Origin of the sequence: Paraburkholderia diazotrophica, from assembly GCF_038900755.1 — a bacterium.
GTDB classification, from domain to species: domain Bacteria; phylum Pseudomonadota; class Gammaproteobacteria; order Burkholderiales; family Burkholderiaceae; genus Paraburkholderia; species Paraburkholderia diazotrophica_A.
In genome coordinates, this window is the sequence record NZ_JBBPEN010000002.1 from 321060 (window position 1) to 338412 (window position 17353).

A 17353-nucleotide genomic window follows, 5' to 3' on the forward strand; every position below is an offset into this window, starting at 1 on the left:
GTTTCATGGCAAAGTTTTTTATCGATCGCCCGATCTTTGCATGGGTGATCGCCATCATTCTGATGCTGGCGGGTCTGGCGTCGATCTTCACGCTGCCGGTCGCGCAATACCCGACGATTGCGCCGCCTGCCGTGCAGGTCAGCGCGACGTATCCGGGCGCATCGGCGAAAACGGTTGAAAACACCGTCACGCAGGTGATCGAGCAGCAGATGAGCGGCCTCGACCACCTGCTGTACCTGTCGTCGACGTCGGACGATTCGGGCACGGCGACCATCACGCTGACATTCGCGCCCGGCACGAACCCGGACATCGCGCAGGTGCAGGTGCAGAACAAGCTGCAGCTCGCGACGCCGCTTCTGCCGCAAGTGGTGCAGCAACTCGGCACGAAGGTGACGAAGTCGAGCAGCAGCTTCCTGCTGGTGCTGGCGTTCGTGTCGACGGACGGCAGCATGAGCAAGTACGACCTCGCGAACTACGTCGCGTCGAACGTGCAGGACCCGGTCAGCCGTATCGACGGCGTAGGTACCGTCACGCTGTTCGGCTCGCAGTACGCGATGCGGATCTGGCTCGACGCGCACAAGCTGACCAACTTTGGGCTCACGCCCGTGGATGTCGAAAACGCGTTGCAGGCGCAGAACATCCAGGTGGCGGGCGGCTCGCTCGGCGGCACGCCGTCGATTCCGGGCCAGCTGCTGCAGGCGACGATCACGGAAGCGACGCTGCTGAACACGCCGGAGCAGTTCGGCAACGTGCTGCTGAAGGTGAACCAGGACGGCTCGCAGGTCCGCATCAAGGACGTCGCGCGCATCGAACTGGGCGGCGAAAACTACAACTTCGACACCAAGTACAACGGTCAGCCTACTGCCGGCTTCGGTATCCAGCTGGCGACGGGCGCGAACGCGCTGGCGACGGCGAAGGCCGTGCGCGACAAGATCGACCAGCTGTCGAAGTACTTCCCGCACGGTCTCGTCGTGAAGTACCCGTATGACACGACTCCGTTCGTGCGCCTGTCGATCGAGGAAGTGGTCAAGACGCTGCTCGAGGGCATCGTGCTGGTGTTCCTCGTGATGTACCTGTTCCTGCAGAACCTGCGCGCGACGCTGATTCCGACGATCGCGGTGCCCGTGGTGCTGCTCGGTACGTTCGCGATCATGAGCGCGGTGGGCTTCTCGATCAACGTGCTGTCGATGTTCGGTCTCGTGCTTGCAATCGGTCTGCTGGTGGACGACGCGATCGTGGTCGTGGAGAACGTCGAGCGGGTGATGTCGGAAGAAGGCCTGTCGCCGCGCGACGCAACGCGCAAGGCGATGGGCCAGATCACGGGCGCGCTGGTCGGCGTGGCGCTGGTGCTCTCCGCCGTGTTCGTGCCCGTGGCGTTCTCGGGCGGCTCGGTCGGCGCGATCTACCGGCAGTTCTCGCTGACCATCGTGGCGGCGATGGTGCTGTCCGTGCTGGTCGCGCTCATCTTGACGCCGGCGCTGTGCGCGACGATTCTCAAGCCGATTCCGCAGGGCCATCACGAAGAGAAGAAGGGCTTCTTCGGCTGGTTCAACCGCAACTTCGACAAGAGCCGCGACAAGTACCACACGGGCGTGCACCACGTGATCAAGCGCTCGGGCCGCTGGCTCATCATCTATCTGGTCGTGATCGTCGCAGTGGGTCTGCTGTTCGTGCGTTTGCCGAAGTCGTTCCTGCCGGACGAGGACCAGGGCACGATGTTCGTGCTGGTGCAGACGCCGTCGGGCTCGACGCAGGAAACCACGGCGCGCGCGCTGAAGGACATCTCCGACTATCTGCTGAACGACGAGAAATCGATCGTCGAATCGACGTTCACGGTGAACGGCTTCAGCTTTGCGGGCCGCGGCCAGAACTCCGGTCTCGTGTTCGTGCGGATGAAGGATTATTCGGAGCGTCAGCATGCGGATCAGAAGGTGCAGGCGCTGGTCGGCCGGATGTTCATGCGCTTCTCGACGTACAAGAACGCAACCGTGTACCCGGTGAATCCGCCGTCGATTCCTGAACTCGGCACGGCGTCGGGCTTCGACTTCGAGCTACAGGATCGCGCGGGTCTCGGTCACCAAAAACTGATGGAGGCGCGCAACCAGCTGCTCGGCATGGCCTCGAAGGACCCGACGCTCGCACAGGTTCGTCCGAACGGCCTGAACGATACGCCGCAGTTCAAGGTGTCGATCGACCAGGAGAAGGCGTCGGCGCTGGGCGTGAATCTCTCGACCATCGACCAGACGTTCTCGATCGCGTGGGCATCGCAGTTCGTGAACAACTTCCTCGATACCGACAGCCGGATCAAGAAGGTGTATCTGCAAGCCGACGCGCCGTTCCGCATGACGCCGGAGAACCTGAACGACTGGTACGTGCGCAACACGGCGGGCGGGATGGTGCCGTTCACCGCGTTCGCAAGCGGCCAGTGGACCTACGGTTCGCCGAAGCTCGAGCGCTACAACGGTATTTCGGCGATGGAAATCCAGGGTCAGGCGGCGCCGGGCAAGTCGACGGGGCAGGCGATGACGGCGATGGAAGCCCTGGCGGCGAAGCTGCCGACGGGTATCGGCTACGAGTGGACGGGGCTGTCGTTCCAGGAACGTCAGTCCGGCTCGCAGGCACCGATCCTGTACGGCATTTCGATCCTCGTCGTGTTCCTGTGTCTCGCGGCGCTGTATGAAAGCTGGTCGATTCCGTTCTCGGTGATCATGGTCGTGCCGCTCGGCGTGCTGGGCGCGCTGCTGGCCGCGACGCTGCGCGGACTGGAGAACGACGTGTTCTTCCAGGTCGGTCTGCTGACGACGGTGGGCCTGTCCGCGAAGAACGCGATTCTGATCGTGGAATTCGCGCGCGAGCTGCAGCAGGGCGAAGGCATGGGCCCGATCGAAGCGGCGCTCGAAGCGGCGCGTCTGCGGCTGCGTCCGATTCTGATGACGTCGCTCGCGTTCATTCTCGGCGTGCTGCCGCTCGCAATCAGTAACGGCGCGGGCTCGGCGAGCCAGCACGCAATCGGTACGGGCGTGATCGGCGGGATGCTGACGGCGACCTTCCTCGCGATTTTCATGATCCCGATGTTCTTCGTCGTGATCCGCGCGAAGTTCACCGGCGAGAAGGAAGATCCCGACGAGGCGCTGAAACACTACAACGAACACCATCCGCATGACCCGCAGGGCGGCAGCGGCCCGGGCAACGCCAGCTGAGGACATTGAGATGCGTAAATATTCTTTGATGGCAGTGGCCGTCGCGCTTTTCGCCGCGGGCTGCACGATGGAGCCGAAGTACGAACGGCCGGCGGCACCCGTCTCCGGTGCGTTCCCGAGCGACGGCGTCTATGCGACGCAGCCTGCGCCCAGCGCGGGCGCGCGCTCGGCGAACGGCCAGGCGGCCGTCGACATCGGCTGGCGCGATTTCTTCGTCGATCAGCGGATGCAACGGCTGATCGATATCGCGCTGAAGAACAACCGCGATCTGCGCGTGTCGGTGCTGAACATCGAGGCTTCGCGCGCGCAGTATCAGATCGCGCGCGCGGCGCTGATGCCGACGCTCGACGCCGTCGCGTCGCAGACGAAGCAGCGCACGCCGAAAGACCTGTCGTTCTTCGGCAAGACGATTTCCAACGAGTACTCGGTCGGTCTGGACGCATCGTGGGAAATCGACTTCTTCGGGCGTATCCGCAGCCTGAAGGACCAGGCGCTCGCGCAATATCTGGCGACGGCGCAGGCGCGCAAGGCCGCGGAGATCGCACTGGTTGCATCCGTCGCGGATCAGTATCTGACGGTGCTCGCCTATGACGATCTGTTGAAGGTCACGCAGGACACGCTCAAGACCGCGCAAGAGTCCTATCGCATTACGAAGTTGCAGTACGACACGGGCACCGGTTCTGAACTCGATCTGCGTCAGGCTGAGACTGTTGTCGAACAGGCGAATGCGAATCTGCAGGCACAAGCGCGTCTGCGGGCACAGGCTGAGAATGCGCTCGTGCTGCTCATCGGCGAACCGTTGCCGACCGATATGCCGAGCGGACTCGCGCTCAACGACCAGAACCTGCTGACCGACATTCCCGCCGGTCTGCCGTCCGATCTGCTCACGCGCCGTCCCGACATCATGGAGGCCGAGCAGAATCTGCTGGCGGCCAACGCGAATATCGGCGCGGCGCGCGCGGCGTTCTTCCCGCGCGTTTCGCTGACGGGCAATTTCGGCACGTTGAGCCCGACGCTCGGCGGGCTGTTCAAGCCGGGTTCGGCGGCGTGGAGCTTCGCGCCGCAGATCACGCTGCCGATTTTCGAAGGCGGCCAGAACCGCGCGAACCTCGATCTCGCGAACGTCGAGAAGAACATCCAGATCGCGCAGTATGAGAAGGCGATCCAGACGGCGTTCCGCGAAGTGGCCGACGGGCTCGCCGCGCGCGGCACGTACGATCAGCAGATCAAGGCGCTCGAGCGCAACACGTTTGCGGAGCAGCGCCGTCTCGATCTGTCGGACCTGCGTTATCGAAACGGCGTCGACAGCTATCTCGCCGTGCTGACCGCACAGACGGATCTGTACACGTCGCAGCAGTCGCTGATCACGGCGCGCATGCAGCGTCTGACGAACCTCGTCGATCTGTACAAGGCGCTCGGTGGTGGATGGATCGAGCACGCGGGCGAGCGGCCCCGTCCCGCCGACGCGCCCGTCGACTACGGCGCGGCCAGTGCGCCCGTTGCGGCATCGGCTGCGACCTCGGGCTGAGTCCCCGGCCGCATCGACAGCGGCTTTTCCTTTCTCTACGCAAGACGCCACGGCATGCCGTGGCGTTTTTTATTGTTGTCCTGCAAACCTTGGCCGGATGGCTAATTCAGGTATCCAGATCGTTTATTCGCGTCGTCAGCCGCTAGTATCGACACCTGGTGGACGGAAACGGATGGTCCATTTAAAGGTTGTCATTTGACAACCATACGGCAAGCGCTATAGACTGGAGTTGTTCATGAATCGTCGAACTCATTCGAAGAAGGAAGTCGAGTCAGCACTCGGCTATGCGGAAGAAAACGGCTGGCGCGTCGTACCCGGCACGGGCTGCGGGCATGCGTGGGGGCGAATGTATTGCCCCTACAACGACAGCGATTGCCGATGTGGTGAGTTTTGCATCGCCAGCATCTGGTGCACGCCGCGCAATGCAGTCAGTCACGCAAGAACGTTGCGTCGCATCGTGGAGAATTGCGCGCCGCATCGGCACAAGGTCATTTCCTTGCACGTGATTGGCGAAGCAAAAAGGCGCGCGCGGGCGCAACCGCAGCACGGGCTGCAACAAGAGCAGCAGGAGCAGCAACCAGGGAAGGACAAGGAGCAAACATGGAATACACCTTCACACTGAAGTACCGTCTGAGTGCGGAAGATTGCGAGCACGACGACATCGTCGAGCGTCTTGCGGCGCAAGGTTGCGACGATGCAACCATCGGTGTCGGCCAACCGGGGCGTCTTGCGCTCGCGTTCGCGCGCGAGGCAAAAACAGCGACGCATGCGCTCGTCAGCGCGCTGAAGGACGTGCGTCGCGCGGTGCCGACGGCACAGCTGGTCGAGGCCGCGCCGGATTTCGTCGGGCTGACGGATGTGGCGGAAGTGGCAGGCGTGTCGCGCCAGAACATGCGCAAGCTGATGCAGTCACATGCCACGGAATTCCCCGCGCCCGTTCATGAGGGCAGCACGTCGTTGTGGCATCTGTCGGACGTGCTCGAATGGATGCACGATCGCGGCGGCTATGACATCGCGCCCGAGGTATTCGAAGTGGCGAGATCGGCGAAGCAGATCAATCTGATGAAGGAGGCTCGCGATCTTGAGCCGAAGGTGACGCGACACTTCAACAACCTGGTCGCTTAAGGCGGGGCGAAAGCTTCTGTTCTGCGGTTTGCGTGCGCACGACCGTAGTCATGCGCACGCGTAAGGCGGCGGTAGTTGCGGCCTGGCGCCTGGCGCTGCGTTTGGCGCGAGCTTTAGTGCATGTCGGCGGCGCGCAGCATTTCGTCGCCTGCGATGGTGTCGTCGTTGCCGCCGCGTCCGTCGAAGTCATGACCGGCGCGGTGAATGTCTCGCTTCGCTGCGCGTTCACCCTTCACCCCATTGAAGATCAGGTTCAGCACGACAGCCGAAACGGATGCCAGCAGAATCCCGCTGTGCAGCAGCGGCGACAGTGCGGGCGGCAGCTTCGAGAAGAAGTTCGGCGAGACCACGGGCACGAGGCCAAGGCCGATGCTGACGGCGACGATAAAGAGGTTGTGATGGTTCTTCACGAAGTCGACTTTCGACAGCACCTTGATGCCGTTTGCCGCCACCATGCCGAACATCACGATGCCCGCGCCGCCCAGCACGAAGGCCGGTACCGATGCGACCAGTTGCGCCATCTTCGGGAACAGGCCGAGCAGCACGAGGATCACACCGCCCATCGCACAGACGAAGCGGCTCTTGACGCCCGTCACGCCGATCAGCCCGACATTCTGCGAGAACGACGTATGTGGGAAAGAGTTGAAGATGCCGCCGATCAGCGTGCCGAGACCGTCCACGCGCAGACCGCGCACGAGTGTCTTCTGGTCGACGGGCCGGTCCACCATGTCGCCGACGGCGAGGAACATCCCCGTCGATTCGATGAACGTGACGAACATCACCGTGACCATCGTCGCAATGGAGAGCGGATCGAAGTGCGGCAGACCGAAATGGAACGGCATCACGAAGCCGACCCACGGCGCGTTCGTCACGCCATCCATGTTCACGCGTCCCAGCAGCGCGGCAATGATGAAGCCCGCCACGATGCCGAGCAGCACCGAAATATTCGCGACGAAGCCTTTGCCGAACTTGTTGATCAGCAGGATGAGCGTGAGTACGACGAGCGACAGCGCGAGGTAGACCGGGTTGCCGTAATCCGGATTGCCGACTCCGCCCGCCGCCCAGTTGATGCCCACTTCCATCAGCGAAAGACCGATCACCGATATCACCACGCCCACCACCACTGGAGGAAAGAAGCGCAGCAGCTTGCCGATCATCGGCGCGACGACGATGCCGATCACGCCGGCCGCGATCGTCGAGCCGAAGATGTCGAGAATGCCCAGGTTCGGGTTCGTGCCGATCGCGACCATCGGGCCGACTGCGGCGAACGTGCAACCCATGATGACGGGCAGGCGGATGCCGAAGATCCACAGGCCGAGCGTCTGAATCAGCGTGGCGATGCCGCACGAAAAGAGGTCGGCGCTGATGAGAAAGGCAATTTGCTCTTTCGGCAGCTTGAGCGCAGTGCCGATGATCAGCGGCACGGCAACGGCGCCTGCGTACATCACCAGCACGTGCTGGATGCCGAGCGTCAGCAACTGGCCGAAGGGCAGTCGCTCGTCGCACGGATGAACCGTGTTCGAGTGCATCTTGTCTCTCTCCACATCTGGTTTTGGGATGACTCCAAGGTATGCGGGACGAAAAAATGCGACAAGACCACGTCGTTCTATTTCAACCTTTGCCGCGACGATATGCGCGAGACGGATTTGGAGTCCACGTGCTATGCGGAATCGGAAGAATCTCGCCGCAGCCCTTGTGGCGTGGCACGTTGTGGGATTTTCGTCAAAGGGGCGCTCAATGGTGACGTATCGGCGGCCATATGATGTGTATTGCGGCTCGCACATAATGCGTTTTCGGACCGCGTTCTATCAGGGGCGGGTTAACCCGCGCGGGCGGCCGCCACGCATGGAAATGGCCGTTCGCAATCTGTCCCGTCTCGACGCAAGCTGTTCCAATTCGATGAGCGCAGCGAGCCCCGGAAGCACGGTTCTCTTCAACACACCCTTTCAAACCGCATTTAACCCATCGCATTCATGTCCTTTCTTGGCATCGATCTCGGTACAGGTTCACTAAAGCTCGCGATCATCGACGGCGATGGCCGCGAGCAATGCGCGGCGAGCGTCGCCTATTCGATCGACACGCCGCAACCGGGCTGGGCGGAAATTAATCCGGAGGTCTGGTGGCGCGCGCTGCGCGAAGCGGCTTCGCGCATGCCGCAGGCCCAACGCAACGCCGTTCGGGCGATCGGTTTTTCCGGTCAGATGCACGGCGTCGTGTTGAGCGACGCACAAGGCAATGCCGTGCGGCCCGCGATGCTCTGGCCCGATACGCGCGCGCTGTCATTGCTCGACGCGTGGCCCGCGCCTCAGCCGAACCCCGTCGCGCCGGGCATGGCGGGCCCGTTGCTGCGATGGATCGCGCTGCACGAGCCGCAGTCCATGCAAGCGGCTCGCTGGGCCTTGCAACCGAAAGACTGGCTGCGCTTCAAGCTCGGCGGGGCGATCGCGACCGATCCTTCCGATGCCTGCGCGACCGCGCTCGCCGATCCAGCCGGCATATGGGATCGCGCCTTGCTGGAACGGCTCGGGTTGCCGCTCGACCGCTTCGCGCCGCTCGTTGCGTCGTATGAGACGAGCGGCTCGCTGTCCGACGACGCGGCGCGCGTGCTCGGCTTGCGCGCTGGCATCATGCTTGCCACAGGTGCAGGCGACACGCCTTGCGCCGCGCTCGGCAGCGGCCTTGTGAACGACGGCGACGCGCTGCTTACCACTGGCACAGGCGGACAGATTCTCGTGCTCGCGACCGAACAGCCGAACGAGGCACAGGGTCTGCATCGCTATCGGGCCGCAACGGATCACTGGTATCGGATGGCCGCGATGCAGAACGTCGGTGTCGCGCTCGAAGCGGTACGGGGTTGGCTGTCTTACGAATGGCCCGATGCATATCGCGATGCGTTCGAGTCCGATCCAGCGTCGGGCATGACGTTCTTGCCGTATCTGACGGGCGAGCGCACGCCCTGGCTCAATCCCTCGGCGCGCGGCGGCTGGCTCGGGCTCGCGCTGGGCACATCGCGCGGCGCAATGATGCGGGCTGCGTTCGAAGGTGTCGCGTTTTCGTTGCGCGCGGGGCTCGACGCGATCAGGCAAAGCGGCGCCAACGTGTCGGCGCTGCGTCTCGCGGGCGGGGGTTCCGTCGATGCGCGCTGGCGCCAGTTGCTCGCGGACGCGCTCGAAGTGGAACTGCATGCCGTCGATTGTCCAAACGCGGCGGCGCGTGGCGCGGCGATGCTCGGCGCTATCGCGTGCGGTCATTGGCATGCAAGCGATCTGGCTACGCTCGCGCCCGCAGCGACACGCGTCGCGGGGCCGAAAAACGATACGGCGCTTGCCACGCGGTACGCGCGCTTTATCGATCTGTACGGCCGCGTCGAAGGCTGGTTCGCGCCGCCATGCGCGTGAGGCGCGCGCCACGCGTCGCATGACGACAATCGCGCGACGCGGCATGCCATGGACGCGTCGCGATTGTCGGCGATGATGTCCGAAGCGCGGCGCGCGAACATGCGAGACAATCCGGGCCGCAATCGTTCACGGCCATCAGGAACAGATTCAGGAACAGATTCGGATTCAAACTCAGATTCATGGAACCGCTTTGGCGAACCACAGGAGAGCATTCACGATGAAGACGAAAGCAGCAATTGCATGGAAAGCCGGCGCACCGTTGACGATCGAAGAAGTCGACCTCGAAGGGCCGCGTGCCGGTGAAGTGCTGATCGAAGTGAAGGCGACGGGCATCTGCCACACCGACTACTACACGCTGTCGGGTGCCGACCCTGAGGGCATCTTCCCGGCCATTCTCGGTCACGAAGGCGCGGGCGTCGTCGTCGATGTGGGGCCGGGCGTCGGCACGCTGAAAAAGGGCGATCACGTGATTCCCCTCTACACGCCGGAATGCCGCCAGTGCAAGTTCTGCCTGTCGCGCAAGACGAACCTGTGTCAGGCGATCCGCTCGACGCAGGGCAAGGGCCTGATGCCCGATGCGACATCGCGCTTCTCGCTCGACGGCAAGCCGCTCTTTCACTACATGGGCACGTCGACGTTCTCGAACTACATCGTCGTGCCGGAGATCGCGGTCGCGAAGATCCGCGAGGACGCGCCGTTCGACAAGGTCTGCTACATCGGCTGCGGCGTGACGACGGGCGTCGGCGCTGTCGTCTATTCGGCGAAGGTGGAGGCGGGCGCGAATGTGGTCGTATTCGGTCTGGGAGGCATCGGCCTCAATGTGATCCAGGGCGCCAAGATGGTAGGCGCTGACAAGATCATCGGCGTCGATATCAATCCGGGCCGCGTCGAACTGGCAAAGAAATTCGGCATGACGCACTTTATCAACCCGAAGGAAGTCGAGAACGTCGTCGACCATATCGTGCAGCTCACCGACGGCGGCGCCGACTATTCGTTCGAGTGCGTCGGCAATACGACGCTGATGCGCCAGGCGCTCGAATGCACGCACAAGGGCTGGGGCCAGTCGTTCATCATCGGCGTGGCGGCGGCGGGCGAGGAGATCAGCACGCGGCCGTTCCAGCTGGTGACGGGCCGTCAGTGGAAGGGCTCCGCGTTCGGCGGCGCGCGCGGCCGCACCGACGTGCCGAAGATCGTCGACTGGTACATGGAAGGCAAGATCAACATCGACGATCTGATCACGCATCATCTGAAGCTTGACCAGATCAACGAAGGCTTCGACCTGATGAAGAAGGGCGAGTCGATCCGCTCGGTGGTCATTTACTAAAGGAGCGCGCGATGCTCGAACTGATCGAATCGCATGCGTCGTTCGGCGGGATGCAGCGTATCTACAGGCATGAGTCGAAGGCCATCGGGTTGCCGATGCGTTTTTCCGTATTCATGCCGAAAGAGGCGTCGCAGCGGAAGGTGCCGGCGCTGTTCTACCTTGCGGGGCTGACCTGTACCGAAGAGACATTCCCGATCAAGGCGGGCGCGCAGCGCTTCGCCGCACAGCATGGCATCGCGCTGATCGCACCCGATACGAGCCCGCGCGGCGCGGGTGTGCCGGGCGAAAGCGCGTCGTGGGACTTCGGCGTCGGCGCGGGCTTCTATGTCGATGCCACGCAGGAGCCCTGGTCGAAGCACTACCGGATGTACTCGTACGTGCGGGACGAGTTGCGCGAAACGGTTGTGAATGAACTGCCCGTCGATGGTGAACGACTCGGCATCTTCGGTCACTCGATGGGCGGGCACGGCGCGCTGATGCTTGCGCTGCGCAATCCGGACATCTATCGGTCGGTGTCGGCGTTCGCGCCGATTGCCGCGCCGATGCGCTGTCCGTGGGGCGAGAAGGCGTTCAGCGGCTATCTCGGCGCGGACCGCGACGCATGGAAGCAGTACGACGCGAGCGAACTGGTCGGCAAGGCGACACGCAAGTTCGCGGAAGGCATCCTGGTCGATCAGGGTCTCGCGGATCAGTTTCTCGCCGAGCAGCTGAACCCGGACGTGTTCGAAGCCGCCTGCAACGCGGCGGGGCAGCCGCTCACGCTGCGTCGGCATGAAGGCTACGATCACGGTTATTTCTTTATCTCGACGTTCATCGAGGATCATCTCGCGCATCACGCGAAGGTGTTGCTCGGCTAATCGTCAAGGCGACAAGGCGAAGGCCGCTGGTGCCTGAAGCAAAACGGGGTGCTCGCAAGCCACCCCGTTCTTATCGGCGCATGTGTTGCGCCATCAGACTCGCGCCGTACACCAGCGCCGCGAGCAACGTGATCCAGAAGCTCGTCGGCCAGTCGGTGTAGAAAGCGAGCGTCACGCCGATCCACGCCTGCGCGAGCGCGAGCAGCGCGGCGACAACAAGCCCGACGGAAAGACGCGTCGACAGGTTCTGCGCTGCCGCCGCCGGCCCGACCATCAGCGTGAACACGAGCAGCACGCCGACGATCTGCGTGCACGCGGCTACTGCAAGCGCGGCAATTGCCAGGAACAGCACCGACACGAGCCGCAGCGACACGCCCTTCGCCTCCGCCAGTTCCGGCTGCAACGATGCGAACAGCAACGGCCGCATGATCGCCGCCAACGCGAGCAGGCTGACGATGCCGAGCGCGGCGAGCACTGCGAGCGTCGCCGAACTGACGCCGAGCACGTTGCCGAACAGCAAGGCCGTGACTTGCGTCGCGTACGCAGTGAAGAAGTGCAGGAACAACAAACCGAAGCCCAGCGCCAGCGACAGGATCACGCCGATCGCCACATCGCGGCCCGCGAGCTTTTCGCCGAGCGCGCCCATCCCGACGCCCGCCGCGAGCGTGAAGCCGATCATCCCCCAGATCGGCGAAATGCCGATCAGCACGGCGCCCGTCGCGCCCGTGAAGCCGACGTGCGACAGCGCGTGTCCCGCGAAGGTCTGTCCGCGCATCACGAGGAAGTAGCCGACGATGCCCGACAGCACCGCGACAATCCCCGACGCCGCGAAGGCGTTCACCATGAAATCGTATTCAAACATCGTGCGTGTGTCCGTCGCGTGACGCGTGATGGTGCGCATGTCCGTGGCCGTGCGCGTGGCCATGCGCATGCCCGTGGCTATGCGGCTCGCCGTGGTGATGGTCGTCGTCTTCGTGCTCGTGATCATGCTTCTCGACTTCGACGTCGCCGGACATCACGAAGATGCGGCCATTCACGCGCATCACTTCGATGGTCGAGCCATAGAGGCGCGAGAGCACCGGCTTCGTGATCACTTCATCGACGGTGCCGAGCGCGGCGACGCCATTGCCGAGATACAGCACGCGATCGAGCGCATGCAGCAGCGGATTGAGCTCGTGCGCGGAGAACAGCACGGCGATGCCGAGTTCCTGCTGCACGCGCTTCACCAGTTCGACGACCGACTTCTGGTGATGCGGGTCGAGGCTGATCAGCGGCTCGTCGAGCAGCAGCAGGCGTGGATTGCCGAGCAGACATTGCGCGAGCAGCAGCCGTTGCCGCTCGCCGCCCGACAGTTCGGACAACGGCCTCGCAGCCAGCGCGCTGCCGCCGACCAGATCGAGCACGCGATCGACATCGGCGCGTGTTTTGGCATCGGCGTGAGGCAGGCCCCAGCGATGTCCGTCCGCGGCCATTGCGACGAAATCGCGTCCGCGCACGCGCCGGCCCGCCAGCGCGCTGCGCGTCTGCGGCATGTAGCCAATCGACGGATTGCCGCGCACCACGGGCTCGCCGAGCACGCGCACCGTTCCGCTTGCAGCAGGGACGAGCCCGAGCACCGAGCGCATCAGCGTCGTTTTGCCCGCGCCGTTCGGCCCGAGCACGCCGATGAATTCGCCCTGGTTGATCGTGAGGCTGGTGTCGCGCAGGATGGTGCGGTCGCCGAGTTCGAGCGTCACGCGATCCAGTTCGAGCACGGGCGCGTTGCCAGGCGATGCGGCGCGGCGAGGTATGTTCATGGGGTCTTCCCTTGCTTCGCGCCGCCGCCGTTGCCTGCGGCCAATGCGTTTCCGAGCGCGTCGAGTTGCGCGAGCATCCATTGCTGGAAGGTCTTGCCGGCGGGTTGCGTCTCGGTGACGCTGACCGTCGGCACGTGCGATTGCTGCGCAAGTTTCAGCATGCGTTTCGTGATGGCTTCCGTTGCCTGGCTGTTGTAGATCAGAACGCGCACGCGTCGCTCGCGAAGATCGCGCTCGAATGCGGCGATGTCCGATGCGCTCGCTTCCGTGTCGTTCATTGCGGCAAGCTGAAAGCGCTGGTTACGCATATCGAGTCCGATCGCATCGGACATGTAGCCGAACACCGGCTCGGTCGCCGTCACGCTCGCATGCGCGTACTGGCTGCGCAGCGCGGCGAGCTTGTCGTTCATCGGCTTGAGCGAATCGAGGAACTTCGCGAGGTTTGCATCGTACACGGCCTTGTGCGACGGATCGGCTGCTGCCAGCGCCGCGCTCACCGCGCGGGCGACGGCGGGCATCGTCGGCGGGTCGTACCACAGGTGAGGATTGTCGCCGCTCTTCTTGCCGACGAGATCTGCCGCGACGATCACCTTGCGCTTGTCGTTCTTCGACGCGTTCAGCAGCTTCGCCATCCACGGATCGTAATCGGCGCCGTTGTAGACGACAAGGCTCGCGCGCTGCAACGCGCGCGCCGTCTTAGGGCTCGCTTCGAACAGATGCGGGTCCTGGTCGGGATTGCTCAGGATGCTGGTCACGTCGACGCGGTCGCCTCCCAGTTGCTGCACGACGTCGCCATAAAAATTCTCAGCGGCGACGATGGGAATTTTCGCATCCTGCGCGTGCGCGGCCTGAATAAATGCGACGGCCATCAGCGTCGAAGCGGCGGCGCGCGTCAGAAACTTCCACATCGAGATGTTCTTCTTCATATCGGGTTGACCTGTGGCTCGAGAGGCGTCGGGTTGAACGAAAAGGACGCGGCGTTACGGGTGAATGTGCTTGCAGGCGGCGCACAGCCCGCTCAATTCGACGACCTGGTGATGCACTTCGAAACCGGGTGCGCTGCGCGACAACTGCTCGGCTACTCCGTCGCCGGGAATCTCGACCGTTTCGCCGCACGCTTCGCACATCAGAAACTGGCTTTGATGCGGCTCGCCCATCTGGCAGCACGCGAAGAACGCATTCTTCGATTCGATCCGATGTACGAAGCCATGTTCGACGAGAAACTCGAGCACACGGTAGACCGTGGTCGGCGGCACGCGGCCGCGCTGTGGTTCGAGCGCGGCAAGCAGGTCATATGCGCCGACGGGGCGCTCGCTCTGCGCGATCAGCGTGTAGACCTGGCGGCGCAGCGTCGTCAGTGCGAGGCCGCGCTTGGCGGCGAGCGCATCCGCGCGGGCCAGCTTGCGCGCGAGCTTGTCCGCGGACGGCGCGGTCTGATCGCCGGGATGGGCGGCGCCATGAAAAGCGTGAGCATCGGATGAGCGGGCCATATCACGACCACCGGGCGGCATCGGAATCAACGAAGGCGCAATGATATAACGTATCTCGAAAAATTGTCATTGCCCGTTGCAAAGTCATCGCCGATTCTTAGAAAGAAGCGTCGTATTAGGAGCCTTTTGACGCTGCCGCGCTGCACCATCGAAATTGCGCGACGCGCCTTGACATGACCGGACGCGTATCCGATCATTCGATCACAACGAGAGCAATTGCTCGGCAATCGAGCGTTCGCTCATGCTGATTCGAAGAATCAAACGAACCGGAGACAGGTGGTGACAGCCCGACTGCAAGGCAAGGTGGCGATTCTGACGGGCGCAGCGAGCGGGATCGGCGAGGCGGTGGCCCGCCGCTATCTCGAGGAGGGAGCGCGCTGCGTGCTGGTCGACGTGAAGCCGGCTGGCGAGTTCGCGCACGCGCTGCGCGAAACGGATGACGACCGCCTGCTGACGATCAGCGCGGACGTTACGCGCCGCGAAGACATCGCACGCATCGTCGACGAGACGGTGCGGCGCTTCGGCCAGATTGACATTCTTTTCAACAACGCGGCGCTGTTCGACATGCGCCCGCTGCTCGACGAATCCTGGGACATCTTCGACAAGCTCTTCGCGGTCAACGTGAAGGGCATGTTCTTCCTGATGCAAGCCGTCGCGCAGCGGATGGTCGAGCAGGGGCACGGCGGCAAGATCATCAACATGTCGTCGCAGGCGGGCCGCCGCGGCGAGGCGCTCGTGTCGCACTACTGCGCGACCAAGGCGGCGGTGCTGAGCTATACGCAATCGGCTGCGCTGGCACTCGCGCCTCACGGGATCAACGTGAACGGCATCGCCCCCGGCGTCGTCGATACGCCGATGTGGGATCAGGTCGATGCCCTTTTCGCGCGTTACGAGAACCGGCCGCTCGGCGAGAAGAAGCGTCTCGTCGGTGAAGCGGTGCCGCTGGGCAGGATGGGGCTGCCCGCGGATCTGACGGGGGCGGCGCTGTTCCTCGCGTCTTCGGATGCGGATTACATCACCGCGCAAACCCTGAACGTCGACGGCGGCAACTGGATGAGCTGACCGTCATTCATTCACCGGCATTCAATTCCGGCGTCCTGCGCGCACCCGCCGGTCACGTACCAAAACGCAAGTACGAATAAAGGAGACAAACGATGAAGCCCACCTTCAAACCCGCGCTCAATGTGTTCGGCGCCGCGGCGCTCGCGTGCGCCGCGTTCAGCGCGAACGCGGCGACCGTGACGATCGCGACGTTGAACAACCCGGACATGATCGAGCTGAAGAAGCTGTCGCCGGCGTTCGAGAAAGCGAATCCCGACATCAAGCTCAATTGGGTGATCCTGGAAGAAAACGTGCTGCGCCAGCGCGCGACGACCGATATCACGACGGGCAGCGGCCAGTTCGACGTGATGACCATCGGCGCCTATGAAACGCCGCAATGGGGCAAGCGCGGCTGGCTCGCGCCGCTCACGGGCCTGCCCGCCGATTACGACCTGAACGACGTCGTGAAGACGGCGCGCGACGGTCTTTCGTACAACGGCACGCTGTTCGCGCTGCCGTTCTACGTCGAAAGCTCGATGACGTACTACCGCAAGGATCTGTTCGCGGCGAAGGGGCTGAAGATGCCCGACAACCCGACGTATGACCAGATCGCCCAGTTCGCCGACAAGCTCACCGACAAATCGGCGGGCACCTACGGCATCTGCCTGCGCGGCAAGGCTGGCTGGGGCGAGAACATGGCCTATGTGACGACGCTCGTGAATACGTTCGGCGGCCGCTGGTTCGACGAAAAGTGGCATGCGCAGCTGACCACGCCGGAATGGAAGAAGGCGGTTTCGTTCTATGTCGATCTGCTGAAGAAGGACGGCCCTCCGGGAGCGAGCTCGAACGGCTTCAACGAAAACCTCACGCTGATGTCGTCGGGCAAGTGCGCGATGTGGATCGACGCGACGGTCGCGGCGGGCATGCTCTACAACAAGCAGCAATCGCAGATCGCGGATAAGGTCGGCTTCGCGGCCGCGCCGACGCAGGCGACGCCGAACGGCTCGCACTGGCTGTGGGCGTGGGCGCTGGCGATTCCGAAGTCGTCGAAGCAGGCCGATGCCGCGAAGAAGTTCATCACGTGGGCGACATCGAAGCAGTACATCGAACTCGTCGCGAAGGATGAAGGCTGGGCTTCTGTGCCGCCGGGCACGCGCCAGTCGACGTATGCGCGCCCCGAGTACAAGCAGGCCGCGCCGTTCGCCGACTTCGTGCTGAAGGCGATCGAAACGGCTGACCCGAATCATCCGACGGCCAAGCCGGTGCCGTACACGGGCGTGCAGTTCGTCGGCATCCCTGAGTTCCAGTCGTTCGGCACGGTGGTCGGCCAAAGCATCTCGGGCGCTGTCGCGGGCCAGATGTCCGTCGATCAGGCGCTCGCAGCCGGCAATGCGACAGCCGACCGCGCGGTCAAGCAGGCCGGCTACCAGAAATAACGATGAAGTGAAAATGGGCGCGTCGTTTGCGTTTCCCCTGGCGCAAGCGGCGTACCCAGCCCCAGTTCGAAACCAGGCCGTAACGATGTAACGCGCCGGCTGACAGCGCACCGTCAGCCGGACTCTGCAGCACAGCGAGCCGCAAGCCCCGCGACCCG

At 63.6% G+C, this 17353-nt stretch carries 14 protein-coding genes; 9 read left to right on the top strand and 5 right to left on the bottom strand.

All coding sequences use genetic code 11. From position 1 onward, the window contains the following. Positions 1-5 precede the first annotated feature (5 nt). The 4 genes from AABE10_RS06745 to AABE10_RS06760 all read left to right on the top strand — a co-directional run bounded on the left by AABE10_RS06745 (position 6) and on the right by AABE10_RS06760 (position 5853). Positions 6-3200, top strand: a complete 3195-nt coding sequence (locus tag AABE10_RS06745) for an efflux RND transporter permease subunit (RefSeq protein ID WP_342932516.1) — start codon at positions 6-8, stop codon at positions 3198-3200. 10 nt (positions 3201-3210) lie between these two features. Continuing rightward, positions 3211-4728: an efflux transporter outer membrane subunit gene (locus tag AABE10_RS06750; RefSeq protein WP_342932517.1), complete on the top strand. Its 1518-nt coding sequence runs from the start codon at positions 3211-3213 to the stop codon at positions 4726-4728. Between the two features lie 235 nt (positions 4729-4963). Next, on the top strand, positions 4964-5350 hold the full coding sequence (locus AABE10_RS36380) for a hypothetical protein (protein WP_428983269.1): 387 nt from the start codon (positions 4964-4966) through the stop codon (positions 5348-5350). Beyond that, positions 5329-5853: a DNA-binding protein gene (locus AABE10_RS06760; protein ID WP_342932518.1), complete on the top strand. Its 525-nt coding sequence runs from the start codon at positions 5329-5331 to the stop codon at positions 5851-5853. Before AABE10_RS36380 ends, AABE10_RS06760 begins: the two co-directional genes overlap by 22 nt. A 113-nt stretch (positions 5854-5966) precedes the next feature. On the opposite strand, the gene AABE10_RS06765 is transcribed toward AABE10_RS06760, so the two are convergent. After that, positions 5967-7382: a nucleobase:cation symporter-2 family protein gene (locus AABE10_RS06765; protein WP_342932519.1), complete on the bottom strand. Its 1416-nt coding sequence runs from the start codon at positions 7380-7382 to the stop codon at positions 5967-5969. A 444-nt stretch (positions 7383-7826) separates the two neighbouring features. Between AABE10_RS06765 and AABE10_RS06770 the strand changes: the two genes are divergently transcribed. From AABE10_RS06770 to fghA, 3 genes are all read left to right on the top strand, one after another. Continuing rightward, positions 7827-9251, top strand: coding sequence for a xylulokinase (locus AABE10_RS06770; RefSeq protein WP_342932520.1), 1425 nt, complete (start codon positions 7827-7829; stop codon positions 9249-9251). Positions 9252-9468: 217 nt separating this feature from the next. Next, entirely contained in the window at positions 9469-10575 is a 1107-nt protein-coding gene (locus tag AABE10_RS06775) for an S-(hydroxymethyl)glutathione dehydrogenase/class III alcohol dehydrogenase (protein WP_007581381.1), read from the top strand. Positions 10576-10586: 11 nt separating this feature from the next. After that, positions 10587-11432 (top strand): S-formylglutathione hydrolase, encoded by an 846-nt coding sequence (fghA, locus tag AABE10_RS06780; protein WP_342932521.1) that lies wholly within the window; start codon positions 10587-10589, stop codon positions 11430-11432. Positions 11433-11502: 70 nt separating this feature from the next. Here fghA and AABE10_RS06785 read toward each other — a convergent pair whose 3' ends face one another. The 4 genes from AABE10_RS06785 to AABE10_RS06800 are packed head-to-tail and all read right to left on the bottom strand — an operon-like array spanning position 11503 to position 14718. Next, positions 11503-12294 carry a metal ABC transporter permease gene (locus AABE10_RS06785; RefSeq protein WP_342932522.1) on the bottom strand — a complete coding sequence of 264 codons (792 nt, stop codon included), beginning with the start codon at positions 12292-12294 and terminating at the stop codon, positions 11503-11505. Beyond that, the gene (locus AABE10_RS06790; protein ID WP_342932523.1) at positions 12287-13228 is read right to left on the bottom strand and encodes an ABC transporter ATP-binding protein; all 942 of its coding nucleotides are present in this window, start codon (positions 13226-13228) and stop codon (positions 12287-12289) included. The genes AABE10_RS06785 and AABE10_RS06790 overlap by 8 nt, the downstream gene beginning before the upstream one ends. Next, positions 13225-14154: a metal ABC transporter solute-binding protein, Zn/Mn family gene (locus AABE10_RS06795; RefSeq protein ID WP_342932524.1), complete on the bottom strand. Its 930-nt coding sequence runs from the start codon at positions 14152-14154 to the stop codon at positions 13225-13227. The genes AABE10_RS06790 and AABE10_RS06795 overlap by 4 nt, the downstream gene beginning before the upstream one ends. A gap of 54 nt (positions 14155-14208) precedes the next feature. Then, a complete protein-coding gene (locus tag AABE10_RS06800; protein WP_342932525.1) occupies positions 14209-14718 on the bottom strand; it encodes a Fur family transcriptional regulator in 510 nt (169 codons plus the stop codon). 279 nt (positions 14719-14997) lie between these two features. Here AABE10_RS06800 and AABE10_RS06805 point away from each other — a divergent pair, with 279 nt between their 5' ends. Both AABE10_RS06805 and AABE10_RS06810 read left to right on the top strand, forming a co-directional pair. Then, positions 14998-15780 carry an L-iditol 2-dehydrogenase gene (locus AABE10_RS06805; protein WP_342932526.1) on the top strand — a complete coding sequence of 261 codons (783 nt, stop codon included), beginning with the start codon at positions 14998-15000 and terminating at the stop codon, positions 15778-15780. A gap of 92 nt (positions 15781-15872) precedes the next feature. Beyond that, positions 15873-17195: a sugar ABC transporter substrate-binding protein gene (locus AABE10_RS06810; RefSeq protein WP_342932527.1), complete on the top strand. Its 1323-nt coding sequence runs from the start codon at positions 15873-15875 to the stop codon at positions 17193-17195. The last annotated feature ends 158 nt before the right edge of the window (positions 17196-17353 follow it).